30 protein-coding genes are annotated in these 25,288 nt (G+C 46.9%); 1 reads left to right on the top strand and 29 read right to left on the bottom strand.

Annotation, left to right across the window (positions count from 1 at the left end):
- Nucleotides 1–74: 74 nt before the first annotated feature.
- From IFU39_RS01090 to IFU39_RS01035, 12 genes are all read right to left on the bottom strand, one after another.
- Nucleotides 75–698 carry a tetratricopeptide repeat protein gene (locus IFU39_RS01090; RefSeq protein WP_307534868.1) on the bottom strand — a complete coding sequence of 208 codons (624 nt, stop codon included), beginning with the start codon at nucleotides 696–698 and terminating at the stop codon, nucleotides 75–77.
- Nucleotides 699–815: 117 nt separating this feature from the next.
- The gene (gene panD, locus IFU39_RS01085) at nucleotides 816–1,199 is read right to left on the bottom strand and encodes an aspartate 1-decarboxylase (protein ID WP_017687742.1); all 384 of its coding nucleotides are present in this window, start codon (nucleotides 1,197–1,199) and stop codon (nucleotides 816–818) included.
- Complete coding sequence (panC, locus tag IFU39_RS01080; RefSeq protein ID WP_091018001.1) at nucleotides 1,192–2,088, bottom strand: pantoate--beta-alanine ligase; 897 nt, start codon at nucleotides 2,086–2,088, stop codon at nucleotides 1,192–1,194. Before panC ends, panD begins: the two co-directional genes overlap by 8 nt.
- Nucleotides 2,085–2,963 carry a 3-methyl-2-oxobutanoate hydroxymethyltransferase gene (gene panB / locus IFU39_RS01075; protein WP_036672039.1) on the bottom strand — a complete coding sequence of 293 codons (879 nt, stop codon included), beginning with the start codon at nucleotides 2,961–2,963 and terminating at the stop codon, nucleotides 2,085–2,087. Before panB ends, panC begins: the two co-directional genes overlap by 4 nt.
- Before the next feature lie 344 nt (nucleotides 2,964–3,307).
- A complete protein-coding gene (locus IFU39_RS01070) occupies nucleotides 3,308–4,285 on the bottom strand; it encodes a biotin--[acetyl-CoA-carboxylase] ligase (RefSeq protein WP_091018004.1) in 978 nt (325 codons plus the stop codon).
- The gene (locus IFU39_RS01065; RefSeq protein WP_342345606.1) at nucleotides 4,272–5,570 is read right to left on the bottom strand and encodes a CCA tRNA nucleotidyltransferase; all 1,299 of its coding nucleotides are present in this window, start codon (nucleotides 5,568–5,570) and stop codon (nucleotides 4,272–4,274) included. The genes IFU39_RS01070 and IFU39_RS01065 overlap by 14 nt, the downstream gene beginning before the upstream one ends.
- Before the next feature lie 62 nt (nucleotides 5,571–5,632).
- The gene (bshA, locus tag IFU39_RS01060; protein WP_091018005.1) at nucleotides 5,633–6,793 is read right to left on the bottom strand and encodes an N-acetyl-alpha-D-glucosaminyl L-malate synthase BshA; all 1,161 of its coding nucleotides are present in this window, start codon (nucleotides 6,791–6,793) and stop codon (nucleotides 5,633–5,635) included.
- A gap of 99 nt (nucleotides 6,794–6,892) precedes the next feature.
- Nucleotides 6,893–7,591, bottom strand: a complete 699-nt coding sequence (bshB1, locus tag IFU39_RS01055; protein WP_105599388.1) for a bacillithiol biosynthesis deacetylase BshB1 — start codon at nucleotides 7,589–7,591, stop codon at nucleotides 6,893–6,895.
- Nucleotides 7,588–8,028, bottom strand: a complete 441-nt coding sequence (gene mgsA / locus IFU39_RS01050) for a methylglyoxal synthase (protein ID WP_017687735.1) — start codon at nucleotides 8,026–8,028, stop codon at nucleotides 7,588–7,590. The genes bshB1 and mgsA overlap by 4 nt, the downstream gene beginning before the upstream one ends.
- 11 nt (nucleotides 8,029–8,039) lie before the next feature.
- Complete coding sequence (gene dapB / locus IFU39_RS01045; RefSeq protein ID WP_036607633.1) at nucleotides 8,040–8,843, bottom strand: 4-hydroxy-tetrahydrodipicolinate reductase; 804 nt, start codon at nucleotides 8,841–8,843, stop codon at nucleotides 8,040–8,042.
- 80 nt (nucleotides 8,844–8,923) lie between these two features.
- A complete protein-coding gene (locus IFU39_RS01040; protein WP_105599390.1) occupies nucleotides 8,924–9,448 on the bottom strand; it encodes a tetratricopeptide repeat protein in 525 nt (174 codons plus the stop codon).
- A 50-nt stretch (nucleotides 9,449–9,498) separates the two neighbouring features.
- Complete coding sequence (locus IFU39_RS01035; protein WP_017687732.1) at nucleotides 9,499–9,828, bottom strand: nucleotide pyrophosphohydrolase; 330 nt, start codon at nucleotides 9,826–9,828, stop codon at nucleotides 9,499–9,501.
- Nucleotides 9,829–10,000: 172 nt separating this feature from the next.
- On the opposite strand from IFU39_RS01035, the gene IFU39_RS01030 reads away from it, so the two are divergent.
- Nucleotides 10,001–10,870 carry a YitT family protein gene (locus tag IFU39_RS01030; RefSeq protein WP_105599392.1) on the top strand — a complete coding sequence of 290 codons (870 nt, stop codon included), beginning with the start codon at nucleotides 10,001–10,003 and terminating at the stop codon, nucleotides 10,868–10,870.
- Between the two features lie 121 nt (nucleotides 10,871–10,991).
- Here IFU39_RS01030 and IFU39_RS01025 read toward each other — a convergent pair whose 3' ends face one another.
- From IFU39_RS01025 to IFU39_RS00945, 17 genes are all read right to left on the bottom strand, one after another.
- Nucleotides 10,992–11,861, bottom strand: a complete 870-nt coding sequence (locus tag IFU39_RS01025) for a sporulation protein YpjB (RefSeq protein ID WP_179198573.1) — start codon at nucleotides 11,859–11,861, stop codon at nucleotides 10,992–10,994.
- A 66-nt stretch (nucleotides 11,862–11,927) separates the two neighbouring features.
- Nucleotides 11,928–12,554 (bottom strand): DUF1405 domain-containing protein, encoded by a 627-nt coding sequence (locus IFU39_RS01020; protein WP_091018277.1) that lies wholly within the window; start codon nucleotides 12,552–12,554, stop codon nucleotides 11,928–11,930.
- Nucleotides 12,555–12,666: 112 nt separating this feature from the next.
- A complete protein-coding gene (locus tag IFU39_RS01015; RefSeq protein ID WP_091018012.1) occupies nucleotides 12,667–13,551 on the bottom strand; it encodes a menaquinol-cytochrome c reductase cytochrome b/c subunit in 885 nt (294 codons plus the stop codon).
- 21 nt (nucleotides 13,552–13,572) lie between these two features.
- Nucleotides 13,573–14,244, bottom strand: a complete 672-nt coding sequence (gene qcrB, locus IFU39_RS01010) for a menaquinol-cytochrome c reductase cytochrome b subunit (RefSeq protein ID WP_017687726.1) — start codon at nucleotides 14,242–14,244, stop codon at nucleotides 13,573–13,575.
- Between the two features lie 15 nt (nucleotides 14,245–14,259).
- Entirely contained in the window at nucleotides 14,260–14,799 is a 540-nt protein-coding gene (locus tag IFU39_RS01005; RefSeq protein ID WP_036607648.1) for a QcrA and Rieske domain-containing protein, read from the bottom strand.
- Between the two features lie 192 nt (nucleotides 14,800–14,991).
- Nucleotides 14,992–15,414: a DUF2487 family protein gene (locus IFU39_RS01000; RefSeq protein WP_105599393.1), complete on the bottom strand. Its 423-nt coding sequence runs from the start codon at nucleotides 15,412–15,414 to the stop codon at nucleotides 14,992–14,994.
- 152 nt (nucleotides 15,415–15,566) lie between these two features.
- A complete protein-coding gene (locus IFU39_RS00995; RefSeq protein ID WP_105599395.1) occupies nucleotides 15,567–15,746 on the bottom strand; it encodes an IDEAL domain-containing protein in 180 nt (59 codons plus the stop codon).
- Between the two features lie 23 nt (nucleotides 15,747–15,769).
- On the bottom strand, nucleotides 15,770–16,276 hold the full coding sequence (locus IFU39_RS00990) for a gamma carbonic anhydrase family protein (protein ID WP_105599396.1): 507 nt from the start codon (nucleotides 16,274–16,276) through the stop codon (nucleotides 15,770–15,772).
- A 44-nt stretch (nucleotides 16,277–16,320) separates the two neighbouring features.
- Nucleotides 16,321–17,439: a hypothetical protein gene (locus IFU39_RS00985; RefSeq protein WP_091018018.1), complete on the bottom strand. Its 1,119-nt coding sequence runs from the start codon at nucleotides 17,437–17,439 to the stop codon at nucleotides 16,321–16,323.
- A 233-nt stretch (nucleotides 17,440–17,672) separates the two neighbouring features.
- Nucleotides 17,673–18,272 carry a histidine phosphatase family protein gene (locus IFU39_RS00980; RefSeq protein WP_105599398.1) on the bottom strand — a complete coding sequence of 200 codons (600 nt, stop codon included), beginning with the start codon at nucleotides 18,270–18,272 and terminating at the stop codon, nucleotides 17,673–17,675.
- A gap of 43 nt (nucleotides 18,273–18,315) precedes the next feature.
- Complete coding sequence (locus tag IFU39_RS00975) at nucleotides 18,316–18,951, bottom strand: anti-sigma factor family protein (protein WP_105599400.1); 636 nt, start codon at nucleotides 18,949–18,951, stop codon at nucleotides 18,316–18,318.
- A complete protein-coding gene (locus IFU39_RS00970) occupies nucleotides 18,948–19,541 on the bottom strand; it encodes an RNA polymerase sigma factor (RefSeq protein ID WP_036607662.1) in 594 nt (197 codons plus the stop codon). Before IFU39_RS00970 ends, IFU39_RS00975 begins: the two co-directional genes overlap by 4 nt.
- Nucleotides 19,542–20,267: 726 nt before the next feature.
- Nucleotides 20,268–21,362 carry a prephenate dehydrogenase gene (locus IFU39_RS00965; protein WP_074095636.1) on the bottom strand — a complete coding sequence of 365 codons (1,095 nt, stop codon included), beginning with the start codon at nucleotides 21,360–21,362 and terminating at the stop codon, nucleotides 20,268–20,270.
- A gap of 26 nt (nucleotides 21,363–21,388) precedes the next feature.
- Entirely contained in the window at nucleotides 21,389–22,489 is a 1,101-nt protein-coding gene (gene hisC, locus IFU39_RS00960) for a histidinol-phosphate transaminase (protein ID WP_091018022.1), read from the bottom strand.
- An 85-nt stretch (nucleotides 22,490–22,574) separates the two neighbouring features.
- The gene (gene trpA, locus IFU39_RS00955) at nucleotides 22,575–23,381 is read right to left on the bottom strand and encodes a tryptophan synthase subunit alpha (protein ID WP_091018024.1); all 807 of its coding nucleotides are present in this window, start codon (nucleotides 23,379–23,381) and stop codon (nucleotides 22,575–22,577) included.
- The gene (gene trpB, locus IFU39_RS00950) at nucleotides 23,378–24,577 is read right to left on the bottom strand and encodes a tryptophan synthase subunit beta (protein ID WP_091018026.1); all 1,200 of its coding nucleotides are present in this window, start codon (nucleotides 24,575–24,577) and stop codon (nucleotides 23,378–23,380) included. The genes trpA and trpB overlap by 4 nt, the downstream gene beginning before the upstream one ends.
- On the bottom strand, nucleotides 24,574–25,275 hold the full coding sequence (locus tag IFU39_RS00945) for a phosphoribosylanthranilate isomerase (RefSeq protein WP_091018278.1): 702 nt from the start codon (nucleotides 25,273–25,275) through the stop codon (nucleotides 24,574–24,576). Before IFU39_RS00945 ends, trpB begins: the two co-directional genes overlap by 4 nt.
- Nucleotides 25,276–25,288: the final 13 nt, after the last annotated feature.

The raw sequence follows: 25,288 nt of genomic DNA, 5'->3' as shown, positions 1-25,288 counted from the left end.
TAACTGACAAAAAAGCGGTGTCCCCGCCGCTATGCCAAAGGAGGGAACACCGTTTTTTGTCGCCGAATTCCCGCTTAATGAAGGGTCGTCAGCTGATTAGCATATTGCAATTTTCCCCTGTTCAACCTGCAAGCTTCCATGTTGTACAGTGGTTCGGTCAATGTCGGGTCATACTGAAGGGCCTGTGCAAAGAGTGAGCATGCAGCTTCGGGATTCGCAAGCTTGGCTTGAATACAGCCCAGGGCGTTACATACAAGCCCTTTTAATCGAGGAGAACCCTTAAGGTACATGATCTGCTGCAAATGTGTCCCGGCTTCCGCCATTTGTTCCAGATTCAGATACGCGAGCGCCAGGTAAAAACGTGTCAATGCACTCTCCGGATGGTCGGTCACAACCCGGGAGAACTGCATGATCGCCTGCGGATACATCTGTAATTTGAAATAGCCCTGACCTCGACTGAAACATTCCAGATGGAGTTCAGGCAGAGCAGTAACAGCTTCCTGTTCCGGTTCAAGGGAAGTAGGCTTATCCATCTCCCGCTCCCTCACCTGGCTCATCTTTTCTTCAAACATCAGCCATTCATCCAGCATTCCGTCACTCATCCGCTTAAGCAAATTCCACTTTTGCAGCAATTCCTGTTTGTTCAGGCCTTCAGCGGAAGGATAGCTCTTGATAATTTCATCTAACATGTCGTTCATTTCTGCGAAAACATGCTGGAACATCGATGCATCCCCACCCTTGAAAAAATGGATTAGTGCAGTGACCTGTACTCATTTTTTGCTTCAAGGGCCGATTTCATTCTCCTTACCAGTCGATTACATAATTGTTGCGTGGACTTCCTGTTTCATCGTTTGTACAGGTTTATTCTGTCCATCTACAAACACAACGGTTGGTTTGTGAGTATTTGCCTCTTCTTGCGACATCATGGCGTAAGAAATGATAATGACGTTATCTCCAGGCTGCACCAGACGTGCAGCTGCGCCGTTAAGACATATGACCCCGCTTCCGCGTGGTCCTGGAATCACATAAGTTTCCAGACGTGCACCATTGTTGTTGTTCACGATTTGCACTTTTTCGTTTTCCATCAAGTCGGATGTTTCCATCAAATCTTCATCTATGGTAATGCTACCCACATAGTTCAAGTTGGCTTCCGTTACCGTAGCCCGGTGAATTTTGGATTTCATCAGTGTTCTAAACATGGGACAGTACCTCCGATTTTTGCAACCTTATATTGTCAATCAATCTTGTTTTTCCGAATTTCACCGCAAGTGCAATGAGCAGATCATCACGTCCTTGAACTTCTTCCTGATCTGCGAGCGGCTCCAGGCTTGGAAAAGCCTGAATCTCGGCGTAGTCGATAACCGCAAGTGGTGAGGTTGCAATCTGCTCGTGCAGAATACGACGGATATCTGCGGCGTTTATAGCTGCACCTGTATCTGCGGCTTCCTGAGCTGCACGCAGTGCCTTCGACAGAACCAACGCCTGTGTACGCTGTTCAGCGCTAAGATAGACATTTCGTGAGCTGAGGGCAAGCCCATCCTCTTCGCGAACAATTGGACAGGGTACAATTTCTACAGACATATTCAAATCATTCACCATCTGTTGAATGACCGCAACCTGCTGAGCGTCTTTCATACCAAAAAATGCACGCTGTGGCTGTACGATGTTGAAGAGCTTGGAGACTACAGTTGTTACCCCATCAAAATGACCCGGACGGGAAGCACCACATAAGCGATCCGTCAGTTTTGAGACAGATACCGTCGTTTGCGTTGCCTGTGGATACATCTCTTCCACAGAGGGAATAAATACGATATCCACTCCTTGTGAGCGTGCTGTTTCCACATCTCTGGCTTCATCCCGCGGATAGCTGTCAAAATCTTCATTAGGGCCAAATTGAATCGGATTAACAAATATGCTTAATACCACGATATCGCTCTGTTGTCTGGCTGCCTGCATCAAGCTTGCATGACCTTGATGAAGATAACCCATTGTTGGTACCAGACCTACAACGGATGTATTGGACCTAATCGCTTGACGCTTCAAGCTTAGTTCCTGTCTTAACTCTGCGATTGTCCGTAATACTTTCATGAGTTACTCCCCACCTTTTCCTTGCGTTGTCCGCCGTACAGTTGATCCAAAACACCATCCGCAGCATTGAATACATGCTCTTCGGCCGGGAACGAACGATCTTTCACTTCTTTCACGTATGCTTCGATGCTGGTTCTGATTAATGTACCCACATCTCCATAGGTTTTGACAAAACGTTTGGGCGTATACGGAGAAGCGTATTGAACCACATCATGGAATACCAGTACCTGACCATCACAGCCTCGTCCTGCTCCAATTCCGATGGTAGGGATGGATAGTTCCTCCGAGATCGCCCGTGCAACTTCTTCCGTAACCAGTTCAAGCACAATACCGAACGCACCAGCAGCTTCCAAGGCCTTGGCTTCGTCCATCAGACGTTTCGCATCCGCTGCATCCTTGCCCTGAATGCGGTAACCACCAATCTGATTAACCGATTGAGGTGTCAGTCCGATATGTCCAAGAACCGGCACGCCTGCTTGCACGACTGCTCTGACGGTGTCCGCTATCTCAACTCCGCCTTCCATTTTAACCGCATGGGCATGCCCCTCTTGCATCAGTCGACGTACACCCTTAAGCGTCTCATCCACGCTGCCATGATACGTCATAAAAGGCATATCAGCCACAATAAATGTCTTCTCAGCACCGCGCACAACGGAACGTGTGTGGTACACCATGTCGTCGATGGTCACCGGAAGCGTCGAATTATAACCCAGTACTACATTGCCAAGTGAATCGCCGACCAGGATCAGATCGATACCTGCTTCCTCTGCTAGGAGTGCTGTTGGATAATCGTAAGCCGTTATCATGGTAAGCGGCACGCCATCCTGCTTATATTTTTTCATTTTCACAATATTCAATGCTTGTTTGTTCGCCATTTTCTCTCATGGCTCCTTTCTTCTTTTCAAATAAACGCAACAAAAAAACCTTTTAGTTTTCCACTAAAAAGTCCCGAAAAGTCAAAAAAGAGTCACTTGCGATCGTCCCTTCTGTCTCGGTCCTCTTCGGCTCAGAGCAGAATCCAACAACTCACTTAAACGTATTTCATTCTTGCACTGCGGTCTGCTTATATAAAACACATCAAAGCAGAACAAAGGTTACTGTTACGGGAGTGCAATTCGGTCTGCATTAGCCGATATCGCCTCACGAACACAGTATACCAAAGTTCTGCTCAAACTTCACGTCTTATGTTCATTTTACCAGTGAAAATTCGACAAATTGTTTATGATTTCCAGGAAATCTCACCAGAGATGATTAGTGTATGTTCTCCATCGTGCTTCTCCACGATAAGTGCTCCAGAAGGGTCAAGACCGATTGCCTTCCCTTCAATGACACCATGAGGATTCGTCACTGTAATCTCTCGATTCATCGATACGGACAGGGCCTCCCATAGGGCTGAGATTACGCCAAATCCTTCTTTTTGATACAAAAAATATAACTGTTCAAGCTCCGTCAGAATGGCAGCCGTTAGTTTGGTGCGATCTACGGATTGCCCCGTCTCCATCTTGAGTGAAGTAGCTATAGTTGTCAGATCTCCCGGATAATCCTCGGGATCAAAATTCACGTCAACACCTATACCTGCAATACAGTATCTGACTTCATGATCTTCCACCGTGGATTCAAGCAATATGCCACATACCTTGCGTCCATCAATCAACAGATCATTTGGCCATTTGATGCCTGCATCAGCTCCTGAACAAGCTCGAACGGCACGACATACAGCCACACCTGTTAATAAAGTTAGCTGCGGCGTGTGCTGAAGTGGTAGATCAGGGCGTAACAGAACACTCATCCAGATTCCTTTACCCGGAGGAGAGAACCACTGTCGACCGAAACGTCCTCTTCCTCCTGTTTGTTCTTCCGCAATGACCACAGCACCTTCTGCCTGCCCTTGCTCAGCTAGCTTGAGAACATCCCCTTGCGTAGACAGGGTCGAGGCCAACAAAACAGCCTTACGGCCAAATACGGTTGTATCCAGTGCCAATTGGAGGCCAGTAGCATCAATGCTATCCGGCTTCGTTACCAGACGGTATCCTTTGCGGGATACAGCTTCAAACTCATACCCCATGTCTCGCAACTTGTTCACATGTTTCCACACAGCGGTCCGACTGATGGACAGATTACGGCTAATCTCTTCACCCGATACGAATCGTCCTTCTGCATTTAATAACATATGTAACAGATCTTCATGTTTGGTCATCTTGAACCACCCGCTTCACTTCTGCACTTAGTGCTTCATGCTGATTCGCTATCGTTCCAATCGCTGTTTCTCGTAACAAATGTTTCATCAGTTGCCCCAGCCAAGGCCCGCCTTTGCGCTGCACCATTTGTAACACTTGTTCCCCTGTGATATCCAGCTCTTTCAAGTCATGCACAGAAATCGATTGACTCCATTCGGCTGCAAGCTCTTGAACCAAAACAACCTGCATTTCTGCCTGTTCGGATTGATTCCGCCATCCTGCTGGCAGTGTAGACTGTATTCTAAGCCAATCATCTGCCGCCTGAACACCACAAGCCAGAACAGTAACAATCCAATCGGAACGGAGACTGACCGTATCCTTCTGCTCCTGAACGGAAGTATGAATCAACTGCTCCACCTGAAGGACCCCTGTTATACGAGAACGATGTTCATTGGAGAATGTCCACTGACGTAATAATACGTCTGCTTCGTCCTTGCTATAACCGCCAGCAATCAGAATAAGTGACCAACGGAGCAACACATGCTCACCTGACAGCTGTTCCAGATTGGATAACAACATCTTGTTGAATCGGGCCGAGCTTATCGGCGCTTTGATATGCGCAAGCGCATTACTTCTGTATAGCAGTTCCAACCCTCTTAATGGATGCGGTCCCGACATCATTTTTACCATCTCGGTCCGTACCCGTTCCATCGCTATATGTTGAAGCAGGTCCTTCTGCCTTACAAGACCCTTCCACGTATTATGAGCAATTTTGAAATCGAATACCGATGCAAACCGGACACAGCGGAGCATCCGCAGTGCATCTTCACCAAATCGTTCCATCGCAGAACCTACACATCTGACTCGCTCTTCCTTGATATCTGTCTGTCCACCGAACGGGTCAACGATTGTCCCAGTGACGTCCATGGCAAGAGCGTTCATCGTGAAGTCACGCCGCTGTAAATCTTCCTTGATATCCTGAACAAATTGAACTGCAGCAGGTCTGCGGTTATCCTGATATTCGGACTCTGTTCGAAATGTGGTCACTTCAAAGTAATAACCGCCTGAACGAACGGTAACCGTACCGTGCTGCAAACCTGTAGGAATACAATCGTCAAACCGTTCCATGACTTGCTGAGGAGAAGCAGATGTCGTGATATCCATATCGTCTACAACTCGTTCCAGCAATTCGTCACGAACGCAACCACCTACCCAATATGCCTTGTAGCCATGTTTGTTTAATGTTGTGAGTACATTCTCACTTTGCCTTGCCATTTCACGATCAACCTGTGTCCATTGAACCACCACATATCACCTCTTCTCTTGCCTGTTGTGGTATCCACAGTATGATTTCGTCTAAGAAATGATTAACCGCAAATCGGCTTCAGATTCGGAACTTCCCTTCCCAACACCCGGTAATATATCTGTTCATATTCATGCCGAATAGCATCATTGCAAAAGTCGTGATGCGCGCGCTGAAGACATGCTTCCCTGAACTCAGCAGCCAAACGATCGTCCGTCAATAAACGGATGGTGTTCTCGGCCATGGATTGTGTATCCCCAATCGCGGATAAGAATCCCGTCTTACCATGTAAGACCAGTTCCGGAATTCCTCCGGCCTGTGAACCGATCGTGGGTACGCCACAAGCCATTGCTTCGAGCGCCACAAGTCCGAAACTTTCCTTCTCCGATGGAAGCATCAACACGTCAGCCATGGAAATGACCTGAGCAATGTCATCCTGTTTGCCAAGGAAATGAACTTTATCATTCAAGCCGAGATCATTAATCTTCCATTGCATCTTCGGCAAATCAGGTCCTTCACCAACAAATAACAGTTTGGCAGGAACCTGCTCCTGCACCTGACGGAAGACCTCTACCACATCCTGAGTTCTCTTCACCGGTCGGAAATTGGAGATGTGCATTAATATTTTTTCGTCGGGCGCAGCAAAGTCTCTTCGCAGACTCGCAGCATCCCGAGGATAATATATTCGTTTGTCAATAAAATTATAGGTTAGATCGATTGGGCGCTGAATATCCAGCAATTCGACCGTTTCCCGAATCAAATCTTGTGATACGGCAGTAACCGCGTCACTTTCATTAATGGCCAGACGGATCAGATCCTTCAGAGATTCATCCTGAGCCAGAACCGTAATATCCGTTCCATGTAACGTGGTAACCACTTTAAGGCCGTCCCCTACCATTTGTTTCGCAAGAAAGGCACATACTGCGTGTGGAACGGCGTAATGAACATGCAGCAGATCCAGCTGCTGTGACTTAGCCACCTGAGCCATCTTTGTTGCCAGTGAAAGGTCATACGGAGGGTAACGGAAAACATAATAATCATTTACTTCAACTTCGTGATAAAAAATATTTTTCTGGAACGTACCCAGTCTGAACGGGATACTGTTGGCAATAAAATGAACCTGATGCCCCTGTTCGGCAAGTAATTTGCCCAGCTCCGTTGCGACAACGCCAGACCCGCCGAGGGACGGATAACAGGTGATGCCGATTTTTAGCTTTTTATCCATCCTGTGGACGCTCCTTTGATCTCCCGCTTCATGCAGGTTGATATCTTGCAATGGAATAATGAAACCCTTCGTTTCATTAAACGTAAAATGTAAAATCGTTTATTGGGCACCCGAGCCAAATTGATGAACCACGTAAGGTGTAATTGTAGCAAAACCTTCTGCAAACGGGATGAGACTACGCTGTCCGAGCAAGGAATCACGGGCTCTTACACGTTCAATATACCCTTGATTCAATGGCGTTGAGACCGCTCCGTCTCCCAGTTCGAATTGGGAACGATAAGAGAGCAATGAAGCTTCTTTATGCTCATAGTGTTCCGTAATATCGACAATCAAATCCGTAGGCCCGATGTCATTAATAAAGTAAAAATAAAGTTCCTTCACCTGCACGGCAGGCATGTCCGGCATGTAGTTGCGAAGCTTGGCGTTAAATACAGCCTCCTGCACAAGCTTACTGCAATTGACATGATCCGGATGACGATCTTCCCAATACGGAGCAAACACCATCCGAGGGGCATGACGTCGTATCTCAGCCGTCACCGCCTGTACATGTTCAGGCGTAAGATATAAGCCACGATCAGGAAGCCCCAGATTCGTTCGACACGAAAGACCGAGGACGCGGGAGGCTTGCTCCGCTTCCTCGGTTCTGCGCTCTACTGTTCCGTTGGAAGACATCTCAGCACGAGTCAGATCACACACGCCTACTTTCAAGCCGGCAGCGGTATGTTTGGCAATCGTTCCACCCATACCAATCTCCGCATCGTCTGCATGTGCTCCAAAGATGAGAATATCCAGACTCATTCGGAATCACCTGAATTCAATCCAGCCTCCGGCTTGTACTTATGTACCAGCTCTCTCCAGGCAAAATCACCACGATCCAGAGCCTTAACCAGAATCTCAGCGGTTGCGATATTCGTGGCAAGGGGAATTCCCTGCACATCACAAAGACGTAACAACGCATTGATATCCGGCTCATGAGGTTGTGCCATCAGTGGATCTCGCAGGAAAATAATCAGATCCATCTCATTTTGCGCAACCAAAGCTCCAATCTGCTGATCTCCGCCCAGTGGGCCTGATTCGAATCGATGAATCTTCAGAGATGTTCCTTCCATAATACGAAGGCCTGTTGTTCCTGTAGAATATAATTGATGGTCCGTAAAAACAGGCTCATATGCCGTCACGAAGTTAACCATCTCTTCTTTTTTACGATCATGGGCGATAAATGCTATTTTCAACATGACAATCTCCTTTAGTCGATAAAGTGGTCAAATCCGTAGATCATTCCTGTATACTCCATAACCTTTTGCACACCAATCTTAACACCAGGCATATAACCTGCGCGCTCGTAGGAGTCATGCCGAATTTTGAGTGACTGTCCATAGTCTCCGAAAACAACTTCCTGCTGCGCGAATACGCCAGGCAATCGTACACTGTGAATTCGGAAGCCATTGTAATACCCGCCCCGTGATCCTTCAATCGTTTCTTCCTCATTTGGATTACCTTGACGAAGTTCTTCCCGATTGGCAGCAATCAGTTCCGCTGTTTTGATCGCAGTTCCGGAAGGAGCATCCAGCTTCTGATCCCCGTGATATTCGATAATCTCCACATTTGGCATATGTTTGGCAGCCTGTGCTGCGAATCGCATCATCAAAATGGCACCAATCGAGAAGTTAGGGGCAATAAGCCCTCCAATTCCTTTGTCCTGGCACTGCTTGTCCAACTGTTCGATCTGCTCCGGCGTGAAGCCGGTAACACCCATGACAGGTCTGACTCCATGACGGATCGCGATCTCAGTATGTGCAAACGCAAATTGTGGTACTGTAAAATCAACCATAACCTGCGGTTTTGTTTCGGCAAAAGCCATTTCGATATCATCAGTCACCAGCACCCCACACTCTGGCAAACCAACAAGGGTTCCTGCATCCGTGCCTGCTCCGGAGCGGTTGACAGCCGCTGCAAGCTCCAATTCCGGGTCCTGAAGTACCAATTTCACAACTTCACGGCCCATACGGCCAGCCGCTCCGATCACGGCAACTCTGATTACTTCACTCATATTGACTGCATCTCCTCGCTATGTTGGATCATATCGTTGAATCCATTTCTACTCAAAAGAAATCTTTGCAAAATGAATTCTTATTGAATGGATTTCATACGTTGCTTGATTTCCTGTAACATCTGATGCAGTTGCCCATTCTGCGGATCCATCAAAATCGCCTCACGCAGCGCCTGAATTGCATATTCAAATTCATTCAAATCACTGTAAGCCAGCGCAAGCATAACATGAGCTTCCACTGAGAGCGGATCAAGTTGGACCGCTTCTTGCAGAAGCGTAGACGCTTCCACATAGCGCTCCTGTGTTGCAGTACCCGCCTGCTCCAACAGCAACTTCGCTCTGGAGGTCAATTGTTTTGCTTCCAACGTCTGCAGATGCAAAATATACTCTTCTGTTCCTGGCGACAATTCAACCGACTTGCGTGCATATTCAAGCGCCGGAACCAGATGTTTGCTGCGGGCGTGTGTAATGGAACAGCGATAATATAACTCCGCATGTTTTGGATAAGCGTGAATGGCTGACTCGAACCAACGAATCGCCTGCTCAAAATCATTTTGTAATATACAGCGATAAGCCTGCTGCATATATTCTTCCGGTTTCATCATTAAGCTGACCCTCCCCGATCGGGTGATGGTACAGCATATGTAATCTACGCCTAATCGGTGTTTTTGGGAGTCCACCGATTGGCATCGCGGGTGTTAAATTTATGCATGACTTTATCGTGCGCCTCAGCCAGATCAATTCCCAGTGAGTTCGCAAAACAAATCGTGATAAATAAAATATCTCCAAGCTCAAGTTCAATGGAATTGGCTGCTTCGGAAGATTTCTTCGGCTTCTCGCCGAATTCATGATTCACTTCTCTGGCGAGCTCCCCAACCTCTTCAGACATCCGGGCCAACATGGCCAGAGGACTGAAATACCCCTCCTTGAACTGGGAGATATACTGATCAACCTCACGCTGCATTTCTGCGATGCTTTTCTCCATGAGAACGGATTCTCCTTTTGAAATGATGTCGTATTTGTTCCTAATAATATCAGTTATTTAGATTCACTTCCACCATCATCATCTACAAATCATTTTTAAAGAATCAATAAACAGGTATACTAGATGGGAATGATTGCTTCTTCATTCTAATTTATCTACAGCGAGGGATCTTATGAGCACTGCCAAAACCTGGATTCAAGTTAAACTGGTTCTTCCCATCGTGCTGGGTACAACCTTATATGCCTTTGGGCTCCTCTATTTTATTATCCCCAATCAGCTTATGGAAGGCGGCCTTACTGGGGTTACGGTGCTGATCAATTACGCTTTTGGCATCTCACCTTCACTTACAACCTTGATTCTGAATGTTCCCCTCTTTCTGATCGGGCTCAAAATTTTGGGCGGCAGACAGATGATCTATACGGGTATCGGAATCGGGGCACTAACCGTTTTTCTATGGTTGTTTGAGAAGTTGATTCATCTGGGCTGGATTGAACCATTACATACCGAGAATGACTTACTGTTAGCTGCACTATATGCAGGTGTCACCCTTGGAGCCGGTCTTGGCATTGTATTCCGTTGGGGTGGAACGACGGGCGGTTCAGACATCATCGCTCGTATTCTCAACCGCAAGTATGGATGGAGTATGGGCCGAGTATTACTGGGCATCGACTTCGTCATTATCGGGCTCTCTCTCATCTACATCCCCAAAGAAAAAATTCTGTACACGCTCGTAGCTGTATTTATCGCCTCTAAAGTCATCGACTTTATTCAGGAAGGTGCATATTCTGCCCGGGCATTTATGATCATTAGTGACCATGCGCCCGAGATTGCTGAGCAGATCACACGGGATATGGATCGTGGCGTTACCCTCATTCCAGCCATTGGCGCGTACTCTAAACAGGCCAAACACATGGCCTACTGTGTGATCTCCAGGCAAGAGTTCAGGCGTCTGCAGACCATTGTACGTGCCATTGACCCCAGAGCTTTTGTCATCATCAGCGATGTTCACGATGTACATGGAGAAGGTTTCAAAGAAAGCTGATATAACACAGAAACTACAAGAAAACCTCTTTTTACATGAAGAGCCGTTAGCGTGGCTGTTCATGTGGAAAGAGGTCTTTTTTTATATACCACTTATAGACCAGGATCAAGTTCATATCCGATTAGCGCCGAAAAGGAAAAATCCCCTGCTGCTGCGCACGATATTTTCGATATCCGGCGTAACTTAACGTCGCCACAATGACCGAACTAATGAGCAGTCCGGCTGCCCTGCGATCAGGGCCTTGTACAAAAGGTACAAAGGCACTCTCGTCCTTCTCGCGACCAAATAACTGGTTTACCAGTTCCTCCCCATGGCCCACCATGCTCTTTAACTGAGCCAGATCAGGTTGCTTGGCAGCGGTAAGGCCTTTGGTATGAGATAACCAGGCGTCCATCTGAGCAATCTCATACGGTTCACGGCGAATCAGTGCGGCAGGACGAATCGTCTCATAATGCTCCTCCAGAACGGTGTAACGGTTTGCCAGTACGGCCGCAGTTTGCCCTTGATTTGTAGCAGCGGATAAAGCGTCCAGATCGTTTTTCACAATTTTATAATACTGAAGCCATAAAGGCTTGGTTGGATTCGCGAGACTATCTGCTGCAAGTCTGAGTTTGGCAGAGGACTGCTGAAGAGAAGCATCGTCATTTTTCACCTTCACAACGGCTTGTTTCACTTCAACAATGGTTTCGGACAAGGCGTGAATGCCCTCAACTGTCGTTTGTCCCTCAAAGGAAATATGCTCCAGACTTTTACTGATACGCAGAATGCTGCCTCGCACTTCTTCAATATTATTCTCGAGCGCCTGTCGATACAATATGGCTGCTTCCTCATTCAGTTGTGCAATTGAATTGCTTGTGGACACTTGCTGATCTGAATTCAAATTCAATGCTTCACTTTGCGCGGATACACGATATGCTAAGTTCGTCCAAAGCAACAGAGCCATGAACGATACCACCAGTAAGCCAGTTTTGATCCCAAACGTTCTCTTCATGGACATCCCTCCCACCACCAATGTATGGCGGGGGACAGTTCATTAGAACAAGCTCAAGATCGGATATTAGGTTCGTTTCGCTTGTCTTAAAGCCAGCCACGCGCACAGAATGCTTACCAGTGTCAGTCCGAATGTGAAATTACGCACACCATCTACATGATCATAGAGGGATGCGGGTAACCAAGGGTAAATATCATATGTATAATCCATCGTATCATTCAATAGTGTCCAGAGACCTGCAACGACAAGGGAAGCCCAGCGGAAGCCGAAAAAGCGTACATAAATAAGAGCTTCAATGGCCATCGCACTATGCGAAGCAATCAACATCCAGTCTTGCCAGTGCTGTGTACCACCTTGCATCCAGCCAGCGAAAATAATGGATACGGCCCACACGCCATATTTCACAGATGTGACCACGGCAAGCGCCTGAATCACATGTCCGATCCGTTTGATAATGATGGACCGTGGTGGGTACAAGACCCATAACAATGCTAAAGTAAAAAACAAACTCGCTGTTGGACTATCTGGCACAAATACGATCTGCCACACCGGCTGCTCCGCCAGCGTCAATTTCATTTGCTCCCCGTACCAGATGTATCCGTATACCGTTCCTACCGCATTACACCAAAATAATAGCCACAGGAAATAACGATTGGTCAGAAATTCCCTACTCCAGAAATACGATAAAGCCACATTCCCTGCCCCTTCCTTGATCATATATTGCGCACGATACAGTGCTGTCCAAAAAAACACTTCAAAAAAACCTGACCGCATAAACGATCAGGTTTCATTGGTTATTTCGATTTTACTGTTCTGCTTTCTGTTTCGCAAGCCATTCGGTCAGATGAGTAATCTCTTCATCCGTTACACCTTGAGCAATCGCTTGATCGTACATCGCAGGCATCTCGTTATAACCTTCTTTGATAATAGTCAGAATCTCTTCCTGACTGTGCTTGTCACCCACACCCCGAAGTGAAGGTCCACTTGCGCCCTTCATATCAGCCGCATGGCAGCCAATACAACCGGCCTTCTTGTACGTTTCCATTGCAGGATCATCCTGCTCCACGATCGCAACTTCCTCTTGCTGTCCGGGTGCGTTGGAAACTGGTGGGAGCCCCTGTTCACGCCTCTCCAGTGCTTCTTCTTCACGTTGAATATGCTCAGGCTTCTGTCCACTTGCTTCCAACTCATGCTCGTAATGTGTCCACGCTACATTCGTCAGATAGAATACAGAAATGACCGACAAAATCATCAGTGATGAAGCAATGGGGCGTTTATAGAAACGCCTCTCCTTACCTGTGTCCAGGAATGGTGCCAGCAGCAAAGCTCCAAAAGCGACTCCGCTGACTCCCAGTACCCCGAGCAGAACGTAATCGCCCGATGCGTATGGATACTTCAAGTACTGATACAGAAAAAGGAAGTACCAGTCCGGCATGGGTATAACGGATGCGCTTGGATTGGCCGGATACCCCAAAGGTGCAGGTTCTGAGATCGTTAGTACCAGAATCCCCACCAATACAACGACACCAACCATCCATTCTTTCAGCAGGAAGTTGGGAATAAAGGCTTCTGATTTGCCGGGATACGCCGTGTAATCAGGCGGGGTAATAAATCCCGCCCCTTTACGGACCCGTGAATCACCGACAAAGATAACCTTTTCCTCATCATCCTTCTTATGTCCGTGAGCCATTGCGATTCCTCCCTTCTCAGTTTATAGTGGTCCCGAAATGCCCTGTCTGCGGATCATGATAAAGTGTCCGACCAGAAGCACCAGAAGCACAGCGGGGAGGAAGAATACGTGCAGGGCAAAGAATCGGGTTAGTGTCTGTGCACCAACAATCGTACCGCCTTGCAGGAATTCTTTAATAATCGGTCCCAGCCAAGGAACCGTATTGGCAATCTCCAGTGTTACTTTTGTTGCAAAATAGGCTTTGTTATCCCATGGCAACAAGTACCCTGTCAGCCCCAGGCCCAACATGACGAAAAAGATCAGCATGCCGACAACCCAGTTCATTTCACGCGGTGCCTTGTAAGAGCCTGTAAAGAACACACGCATCGTATGTAAGAACATCATTACGATAACCAGACTGGCTCCCCAGTGGTGCATGCCGCGAACAATTTGGCCGAAGGCTACTTTGGTCTGCAGATACTCCACACTTGCGTAGGCATTGATAATATCAGGTACGTAATACATGGTCAGGAACATGCCTGACAAAATCTGAATAACAGTAATAAAGAACGTCAATCCACCAAAGCAGTACACGAATGCGGAAAAGTGATGAGCCGGATTTACATGCTCTGGAACTTCATGATCCGCAACGTCCCGCCAGATTGGCGTGATGTCGAGACGCTCGTCAATCCAGTCATAGACATTTTTAAACATCTGCGTTCACGCCTCCTAATTCACTCGGGTGTTCGGAACAATGTCGCCCAGATATACCCAACCCTGCTCTTCCTTGACTACGTACTCATCCAGCGGTTTGGGGGCTACGGCAAGATTCTTCCCTTCCTTGTCATAGTGCGCGCCATGGCAGGGGCAATGATACTCGTCAGGGTACTGCTTGTCACTATTCCAGCCTACTGTACATCCCAGATGTTTACAGATAGGTGAGAGTGCATAAATTTTACCCTGCTCGTCTTTGCGAATCCACGCCACTAACGATGCATTACTCAGATACCAACCATCCTGTTGTTTAAGTTCAAAGGTGAATTCTTGAGGCTCATTCGTAATTTTGCTGATTTCAGCTACTTTGACAGAGGTGCCTTCTCCCTTATGTTGCAAAATCGGGTCCACCGCAAAACGGACCATAGGAAGGATTGCACCGGCGGCCATGTAGGCTGTAGCTCCACCAAGCGTGTACGTCAAGAACTGCCTGCGTGACATCTCCATGCGGCTTGGCAATTTCAATGAAGCTTCGTGGTCATGCTCACTGCTCATACTGTCTCCAACCCCCTTTTTCAGCCAACTCTCTCAAACGTTTTCATTTTCATAAATTCCACGACTTACTAGAACATACATAATCATATAGTAGCCCTAGAACACCGTCAAGAATTTGTCACACATTTTTAAGGTTCAATTGTAAGCGTTATTAAAAAATTGTTGGTAAATTGTCACATTTGTCGCTAAAAACTATTTTTTCCACAACTCTCGTATCTTTTCCCCTACAAATCTCGCAATCCCTTCTTCTCCAACCTCATGAGTTAAGACGGACCGACTCAAAACCAGATCAGCAGCTGGAATGTCCATGCCATCTAAATGACCATCTGATGTCATAATAACCACATATTTGAATCCTGAAGATTTAAGCTGTGCGGACAAGGAATTTAATGTCATTGACAATTCCGAATTAGCATAATGAAAGGCTGGATAAGTCATGATTCTCCCTTTGAAAGGAATTTCGACCAGATCCAGAAAATCTCTCAGCCGCTCCAATGCCTCGGTAGCTTCAACTGGCGACTGCTCACCGCTAATAGCTGTGTATGGAATAAGGCATGTATCCAGATAGAGTTGCAGTTCAGCCCAGCTGTCTTGAGTCATCTCACTGAATTTCAATTCCCTATATCCCCTCTCTATCCATTTTATTCCCATATTATATATGACCATATCTTATAAATCCAGACATTCATTTCAGAGTTACACATATCAAAAAAGGAAATACGCCTCTGCGCATTCCCTTTTATCTCAGAAAGGATATATTTTGCCTATCAGTTTATGGCCCTCAGTTCATCCGTCAGACTCCGGAAAGCTACTTCGTCTCCGGTAGCTAACGCTTTATCGATTTCCAAATAGAGCTTCTCGCTGCGCTGTTTGCGAAGCGCTTCGTCCCAAACCATCTCAGCTGCCAGCCCCAACATGACTTCATACGTAACTTTCATTTTATCCAATAGGATGCACCTCCAAAACGGATTTAAGAGCTCCTATATTCTTTTCCTTTGGTAACATAACCCAGTGAAGTTCTGGACATCCGCTCCAGATCGGCATCAGTCAGCTCACGTATCACTTTGGCAGGTGTCCCCAAAGCAAGAGTATAGGGCGGAATTTTACTATTCTCAGTAACAACAGAACCGGCTCCAATCAGCGTATATTCGCCAATATCGGCTCCATTCAGCAGAATGGCGCCCATGCCGATTAATGATCCTGTTCCAATAGAACAACCATGAATGATCGCTGTATGTCCTACTGAGACATCATCTCCCACAATCAAAGGTTGATCAGTATTGACATGCCCGACAACGTTATCTTGAATATTACAGCGCTTTCCAATGATAATAGGAGCCAAATCAGCCCGCAGGACTGCATTGAACCAGACGGAAGACCCTTCTCCCATTCTCAAATCACCGATCAGTTTTGCACCTTCAGCCATATATACTGAAGGGTGTAACTGAGGTTGTAGACCTTTGTATGGAATTATCATTATTATCACTCCTTAATTTGGGAGTGATTTTAGCAACTTGTCCTTCACTTGTCAAACATAATAGGCGTAATGTCTCCTGAGATGGAGCGACAGGATGCAGCAAGACGTGTGCCCCAGGCTGTCATTTGTATCGTCCGGCCTTCCTCATGTTCCCCAATACGGACCATGCCAAGATGCAACATCATTTTAACAATTCTGTTATCATAAATGGCCTCGGCCGTATCATAGTAAAACGGCTGAATGAACGGACCGATCTGACGAAACAGCGACTCGGCGGTTGACCATTCCTGGGCACATTCGCCTGTCCAATACACAATAGAGGACAGATTGGGAATAGCACCTTTATACAATCTTAACCAAAACCTAAATAGCTGTATCATTTCGGCTGTTTTCTCAGCTGCCAGCTTGTCTTCTCCAGCTGGTGATAACTTCAGCGTGCCTTGCTCCTCACGAACCAGCCGATGGTGAAATGCATAGTCGTAGAGAAGTGCGAAACGGTCCGGGTAATCCTTGAAGGAACGGCCATATCCGAATCTCCATCCACCTTTGCCCACCAATTCCTCACTAATGTGAAGATGCTCCATAATCTGCTGTTGAGAGCGACGGTACATCATGCCTTCGGCGTTAAGGGCAATTTCGTGCTGCTGGACATACTGCAGGAACAACTTGAGATCATCCGCTAAGAGATGATATTCATCCCGATACATGGGTGGTTCCGTTGTTTTGGTAATCCCTGCTCGCAGATGTGTGGATAACACATCCCTGAATCTTAATTTCAGATCCTGGGGTACCTGATACAAATACCTGGTCTGCTGCGTTGTCCCATTGAACAACCATCCACTCTTATTAAAGCGAACGATGAGATCACGTGGACTCGCGCCAGCCTCACTCTCCTTTTTGTCCATCGATTGACGGGCTATGGCAATGAGTTCTTCCATACCATAATACTGGCGAGGATCAAACAACAAGTTGTTCAAAAAGCGCTGATCTGCTTGATTCAGTTGACGTACCTGCTGCTCAAAAAAGGGTCTGCTGCCCAATGTAGTGAGAATACTCTGGATGAGTTCATGTTTGGAATTGGGCTTGCATTCACATTGGTAATAGTCTGCTATTCGATTAAGCTGGCCAATATCGGCAAAAGTAAGCATATCCGCTAGATTCATGGGTCCATCGCCTCGCCCGTTAACTACTTCGACTGTTAATTCGGAGCCTGAAATAGTTTGGTTTTGTAAACATCGTTGACGGAATTCCCATAATCTAAACCTCTTTTTGGAAATCTTTTATGTTTTAAACCATACTATGCCCCGAGTTGGTCAATCAGAAGAAAAATGAGAGGTTTGAAATCATATAAAGTCTTTATTTCCCCATAAAACGCAAAAAAACAACCCAAGTTGGATTACTTAGGTTGTTTCGCTGTGTCCAAAGACAGATGTCGTGTGCAATTATACAACAGCGGACTCCAGTCATCACGTTCCTTTTCCAGGATCGTCAGTGACAGGTTTCCAATCCGTTCTGTATACCGATCTTTAAACAAGGCTGTTAACAGGTTGGCTAAGAAAGCTCCGTGAGTGACAATGAGTACGTTTTGGTCCGGATAGGCAGACCATAGATCTTCCAGAAACGCCAGTGCACGAATCTGGATATCCGCTATCTGCTCCTGTCCCAAGTCCAATGTCTCCCAGGCTTGGCCCCAACGGGCAACCCGTTCTTCTGAAGTCAGACCTTCAATCTGACCAAAAGCCCTTTCTTTCAACCGTGCGTCCGGCTCAAGCAAAGGTACATTCAACAGCTTGGAGATAATCTCCCCTGTTTCCTGTGCCCGCGATAATCCACTTGTGATGATATAGTCCCATTGGTATTCTTCCTTCAGCAGACGTCTTCCCAGGCGCTCTGCCTGTTCACGACCTTCTCCATTCAGAGGAATATCCGTCTGACCCTGTATACGGCCCGCCGCATTCCAGTCTGTAAGACCGTGACGAATAAGCCCGATTCGCACTTACATCCCTCATTTCTCCACACGGCGAATGAAAGGTTATTACCTATGCACTCGCACCTTGTTTGCGTTTATTCGTTGTTCGATGCATACGTCCAAGAGAAAATAACGCCATTCCTATTGCAAGTAAAGAGAGTGCCATCCAATACTGCGGATAAGCGGGTCCCATGCTCACAACAAAAGGTTCTATGATACTTCCTCTGTCCGCTCCAGTCATGTTGTAATGATACATTCCAGAGGACGATGGTCCGCTTCCGGCAACCCCTGTCTCCAGAATACCCGTAGTAACAACTTTGGTTTGCTCAGCTTCTGATACGTCTGGCTTAAACATTGCCATATACAGAAAGCTGCATAAAAAAATAGCCAGGAACGCGGCAATCCACAAAGACATATGCTTGCGGATCACAGCAGAGAAACGATTAACCTTTACCTCTTCCGGCAGTAACCATGGAGACTCCGCGTAGATCCGGTCCATCACGTTACGGTTCACTCTCTCTGCTTGTTGTTCTGTCACTGGAACCGGAATGCTGTGCAGCAAGATCTGAGCTTCTTCCCAGACCTCAAACTGCTCGGAGCACTCTTCACAACCAGCGAGATGAGCATGAAATGCAATCCGCTGAGGATGAGTTTCCGGCAAGTCCCAGACCAGTGCAAACAGTTCCTGGGCTTCATTGCAATTCATCGGTTCTTCATCCCTTCATATGGCTCGTACACCGGTTCGAAGAAATAAGGTTCCAATTGAGTTTTTACGCTTGATCTTGCTCTGAATAATAGCGATTTCACAGAACTGACGCTCTGCCCAAGAATATTCGCAATCTCTTGGTAGTCTAGTTGATCATACTCACGGAGTATAATCGCAGAACGCTGCTTCTCCGGTAAATTGTTAATCGCATCCCTAACCAGCATCACCCGCTCGCTGCGTAGTACAGCATACTCCGGTGTATTCTCCGAAGGAGCAACGGGAACAATCCCGCTCTCTTCAAGTGGGACATTTCCGCTGCGCTGTTTGCGAAGCTCACTCAGTACCGTATTTCTCGCAATGGTATATAACCAGGTTGAGAATGAGGCATCCACCTCACGGAAAGAGTGCAGACTGCGGAACGCCTTATAGAAAGTCTCAGAACAGAGATCTTCCGCAAGCAGCTCCATATTGGAACTTTTCAACATATGATATACGAAAGCCAGTATTTTACGCTGATAACGACTCATCAGCTCGGAATATAACTCCAGGTTACCTTCCTTGATCTCTCGAATCAACTGGGAATCCGTCATTTGAGTGCGACCCCTCCTCGCCCATCCATGTGCTTCTCCCCGTTCGACTCTATCCATGTATTACCGAACAGGCACAAAAAAGTTGCGGTTCTCACCGCATATAAAAAGCGTTCAGCGCCATAACTGGCCTTCCCGCCAAATTCCCCTATGTAATGGCAATTTCCCCAACGTTTCTACATTAACAGTATTTATTGTACAACGGTCTGCATCATCCTGGCAAATCCATTGGTATTCACAAAACCCGACCTGTCATTCATATGCGGTCATTTTCACGTTCATGACTTCATTTTGAGCCTTTTTGGTAAGCCTTGCTTATATAGACGGACAACATACCGAAAAGGTTACAAAAATGTGATATTTATTTGATCTAAGGTATCCTAACAGATTAAGGAGGGAGATGTAAATAGAGGATGTAAGTTTAAATGTAACTTTTAACATATCAATACCTTTCCCATAACTTTTTAAGACAAAAAAAAGACCGCTTACATAAGCGGCCATTGCTCACGTGGAGCAATACAGTTATTGGATAGGAGTGGAGAGAAACCATACTGTACCCTTATTATATGTATACGTTTTCATTTTGTCAACACTTTCAGTAAAATTGTTTGAATTAATTATATCTTTCGGTAATTCAGGATAATACATCCTTTTTTTCTGTGACTGAAAATCAAATAAGAACTCCTATATAACCTTACAAAAAAGAGGGCTTTCGCCCTCTTTCTCGTCTTATATCCACACTTGATAGCCTAAGGAATCCAATAACGTCTTGGCTCGTTCCATATCTTCTTCCTGACGGAAAGACAGACGCATAATGCCCGGCACATCCACCCGGTTTTCGATAATCTCCAAGTTGCTCAAGTTGATATCATTTGCTCCAAGCTCAGTTGCGATCTTACCGATCATACCCGGTGCATCCTGAACATCAGTATACAGATCAAATAACGGCGATATCATGCCTTTGCGTCGTTCTGGTAATATACTGCGGAACTCGCGGGCCTGACGGAATGCCTCCTCTATACCTTCACCGTTCTTATGCTCCAGCATATCCGTAAAGGCCGTCATCTGGCTATTCCAGTCCTTAAGCAAGCCCAGCAGTACATCACGGTTGCTAAGCAAGATATCTCTCCACACAATCGCATCACTGGACGCAATCCGGGTGATATCCCGGAAACCACCTGCAGCCAGCATTTTATACAGTGGATTCGACTCATTATATTCACGCACCTGATTCACCAGCGCAACAGCAATAACATGTGGCAGATGACTAATCGCCCCCACGATGTCATCGTGCAGCAGAGGCTCCACACGCACGATCTGTGCCCGCGTATACGCAAGCAGCTCAGACAACCTGCTATAGGCTTCCTCAGGTACATGTTCTGAAGGAGTCAAGACATAGTATGCATTCTCAAATAACACGGCTGAGGCCGCATCTACGCCTGCGCGCTCCGACCCCGCCATAGGGTGACCACCAATGAAGTAAGCGTCAGTCAACCTCACATGCTCGGCACAAGCGGCAATGGAAGCTTTAGTGCTTCCTACGTCCGTGATGATACATCCTTTTTTCAATGGCAGCTTGGAGAGCTTTTCGAAATAGGATTCAAGCAAACCTACGGGAACGCACAAAAAAATAAAGTCGGCATCCTCTACCGCTTCTTCCAGAGAGAGCGTAGCATCATCCACTACACCGCTCGCTATGTACTTGTCCTTCAGTTCATCCAAGTGGGCGTAGCCCATCACGGTTACACCTGGCTTGCCTTTGAAGCAGAGCGCCAGTGAACCGCCGATGAGTCCTACACCAATCATTGCAATTTTTAGTTTCATGGGTCCTCACTCTTTCATCGCCAGTATTAAGGGCGTGTTACCGCCTTCTCAGCCAGCGTGTTCTCCAGTGCCGTGACAAATGCACGGTTCTGTTCTGATGTTCCGACGGACACACGAATGTAAGTTGGATATACGTGGAATCCTGAGCGAACGATAATGCCTTGTTTGAGCAAAGATTGGAACGCAATTGCCGAAGGCATATTCAGATCAACCATAATGAAATTACCCTGTGAAGGGAAATACGACAATCCGAGCCGTGTAAATTCATTTTGCAGGTAATCCCGATCCGTTGCATTCCGCTTCGAGCACTCTTGAACAAAATCCTGATCCAGTAGTGCAGCGGTTGCAGCAACCTGTCCAAAACGTGAGGTGTTAAACGGTTCACGTACACGGTTAATCAAATCAATAATTTCGGGACGTGCAATACCATATCCGATCCGAAGCGAAGCCAAACCGTAAATTTTGGAGAATGTCCGCAGGATGACCAAGTTCGGATACCGTTCGATCAATGGTATACTTTGCGGGTATGCTTCATCGGTTACGAATTCATAATAAGCTTCGTCCAGTATGACCATCACATGAGCAGGCACACGGTCCATAAAGGCTGTAAGTTCCTGCTCGGAGATAATCGTACCTGTTGGATTATTTGGATTACACACCCATACTGCTTTGGTTTTGTCGTTAATTTGCGCGAGCATCGCGCTCAGATCATGCGTGCCATCTTTCAGAGGTACTTCGATGGACACGGCACCCTCAATATCTGCATTGCTTTTATATACAGAAAATGTCTGATCTGCCATGATGGTCTCGTCACCCGGCAAGAAGAAAGCTCTCGTGATCAAAGCAATAATCTCATCGGAACCACAACCAAATATTAAGTTGTTCCGTTCAACGCCAAGATGCTTGGCAAGAACTCCCGTCAGCTCAACTGAGCTACCGTCTGGGTATATGCTTATATTAGTCATTTCTTTCGTAATGGCTTCCAGGGCGGCAGGAGAACTGCCGTACGGGTTTTCGTTGGAGGCCAGCTTGATGACTTGTTCAAGCCCCAGTTCACGTTTCACTTCTTCAATCGGTTTGCCCGGCTGGTACACAGGCAGATTGACAATCTGGGATTTCGGTTTCAACCCGACCGCCTCCTGTTATTGAAATAATGTTAGACACGAATCAGCCTGCACCTCATGTGTCCAAAAGATGTCCTTCAGGACATCTCTATCCCTTTAATTGTGCCACAAAGTTGCGAATTTGCAACAGTCCCGTTGCACGCGTATCCGGATTTTCAAGCAGAGGAATCGCATCTTCCACTTGACGAACAATGGCACTACCTACAACAACGCCATCGCAGATGCGGGAGAAATGTGCCACCTGCTCATGACTGGAGATACCAAAACCTACCGCTACAGGGAGGTCTGTCAGACTTTTCACCGTCTCAATGAAGCTTTCAACGCCATCAAAGAAGGAAGCTCTCTCTCCGGTTACGCCAAGAGAAGATACACAATAGATAAAGCCACTCGCTCCCGTTACAATCCGCTCAATCCGGGCATTAGATGTAGGTGCAACAAGCGGCACCAGATGCACACCAGCACGATTTGCGCGTTCTCGCATCTCTTCCGCTTCCTCAATCGGCAGGTCCGGAATGATCATGCCACTAATATCGTGTTTGACCAATTCATCAAAGAATACATCCAGTCCTGTCTGCAATACCGGATTATAATAGGTGAACAGTACAAACGGCAGTTTCACACCTGCCTTACGAGCCTTTGCAGCGGTTTCCATAACAGTACGAATGGTAATCTGGCTTTTCAGCGCACGTTCGGAAGCACGCTGAATGACTGGGCCATCCGCAAGCGGATCGGAATAGGGAACGCCCAATTCCAAAATATCCGCTCCTGCCTGTTCAAGCTCCTTGATGATATCAATCGTTGTGTCCACATCCGGGTCTCCCACGGTTAAGAATGGAATAAGTGCCGTACGCTTCTGTTCCTTCAATTGCTGGAAGGTCTGGTCCATCAGATTCATCCCAAGTCACCTCCCGTGTATTTCATGATGGATTCAACATCCTTGTCTCCACGTCCCGACAGACAAATGACTACAATATCATCTGCTGTTAGTTCAGGCGCCAGTTTGACAACTTGGGCTACCGCATGTGCAGACTCCAGAGCAGGAATGATTCCCTCCGTCCGACATAGGAGTTGCAGGGCATCCAGTGCTTCCTGATCCGTGATCGGTACATATTTTGCCCGTTCAATATCCTTGAGATAGGAATGCTCCGGACCAACACCCGGATAATCAAGTCCGGCCGAGATGGAATGCGCTGGCTGAACCTGTCCATACTCATCCTGCAGCAGGTAACTCATAGATCCCTGGAATACACCATGCGTACCTTTGGTCATCGTCGCCGCATGATACTCGGTTTCGACCCCTTTGCCTGCGGCTTCAACACCAACAAGTTTCACATCCTCATCGCCGATAAATGGATAGAACATACCGATCGCATTACTTCCGCCACCGACAGCGGCTACAATCACATCCGGCAAACGTCCTTCGATCTCCTGAATCTGACGACGGGTCTCATCACCAATCACACGCTGGAAATTCCGCACCATCATCGGATATGGATGAGGACCAACCACTGATCCGAGCACATAGAACGTATCCTCCACATTGCTGACCCAGTAACGAAGAGCTTCATTACCAGCATCCTTCAGTGTCCGTGTTCCGGACGTCACCGGAATCACTTCTGCTCCGAGCAGTTTCATCCGAAATACGTTTAACTGCTGACGCTCTGTATCTTCTTCGCCCATAAATACTTTGCATTCCAGTCCAAGCAATGCGGCTACGGTTGCCGTTGCAACGCCATGTTGACCTGCACCTGTTTCGGCAATAACTTTCTTTTTGCCCATCCGTTTGGCTAACAAACCTTGTCCAATGGCGTTATTAATTTTGTGCGCGCCTGTATGATTGAGATCTTCACGTTTCAGATAAATTTTCGGTCCGCCCAATCGGCGTGACAATTGCTCTGCATGATACAATGGCGTTTCACGTCCAGAATACTCGCTTAGCAGATAGTTCAGTTCCTTGTTGAATTCCTCATCTTCAGAGAAGTGGCTATATGCCTCCTCCAACTCTATGAGTGCGTTCATTAGTGTCTCAGGTACAAAGCGGCCTCCGAAGTGACCGAAACGCCCGTGTTGATCCGGCAATTGATGTGTCATGCCTGCTTCACCCTTTCTACGAATGCTGTAATTTTGGCAATATCCTTCACACCTTCAGTCTCCACGCCGCTGGATACATCGACGCCGAAAGGTGCATATGTCTGTATTAGTTGTTGTACATTGTCTGGCTGCAAACCTCCTGCAACGAACAGAGCAATTTCGCGACTTTTTGCCCATTCAGCATAGGCAGGGATTCGCTCCCAGGCAAACGTCTTCCCGGAGCCCCCTCCATATAGAGGATCATGGGTATCAAGCAATATCGCATCCACGAATTTATCATAAGTATCAAGAGCCCTTATGGCTGCATCATCAGCTTCCGGTCCCGTTTCATCTTTGGGAAAAGAAAAAACTTTGAACACTTTGGCATTCCACCGTTGCTTCACCTGCTGGCAAAATTCCGCAGTCTCCTGTCCATGCAGCTGAATAACATCCAGGTGAGCAATGTCCATAATGTGTTCCAGTTCATCAAGCGTAGGATTCACAAATACACCCGCAAGCTTCGGCCGATCATAGGCAGACCATTCGAACAACACCGTTCTTAATGCAGCAGCCTGCTCGGGTTCGATTCGGCGGCGTGATTTGGCAAAAACAACACCAATGTAATCCACAGGCAAGTTTATCATCGATTTTAGCACTTCAACGTCCTGAAGTCCACATATTTTTACGGCCGCTGGCAGCGGGTTTCTCCGTTCTGACATACTGTCGCCTGTG

The organism is Paenibacillus sp. CFBP 13594 (assembly GCF_014842675.1).
In the GTDB taxonomy this organism is placed as follows: domain Bacteria; phylum Bacillota; class Bacilli; order Paenibacillales; family Paenibacillaceae; genus Paenibacillus; species Paenibacillus amylolyticus_B.
Note: the sequence above shows the minus strand (reverse complement) of the source record. Positions and strands in the feature narration are given on the sequence as shown.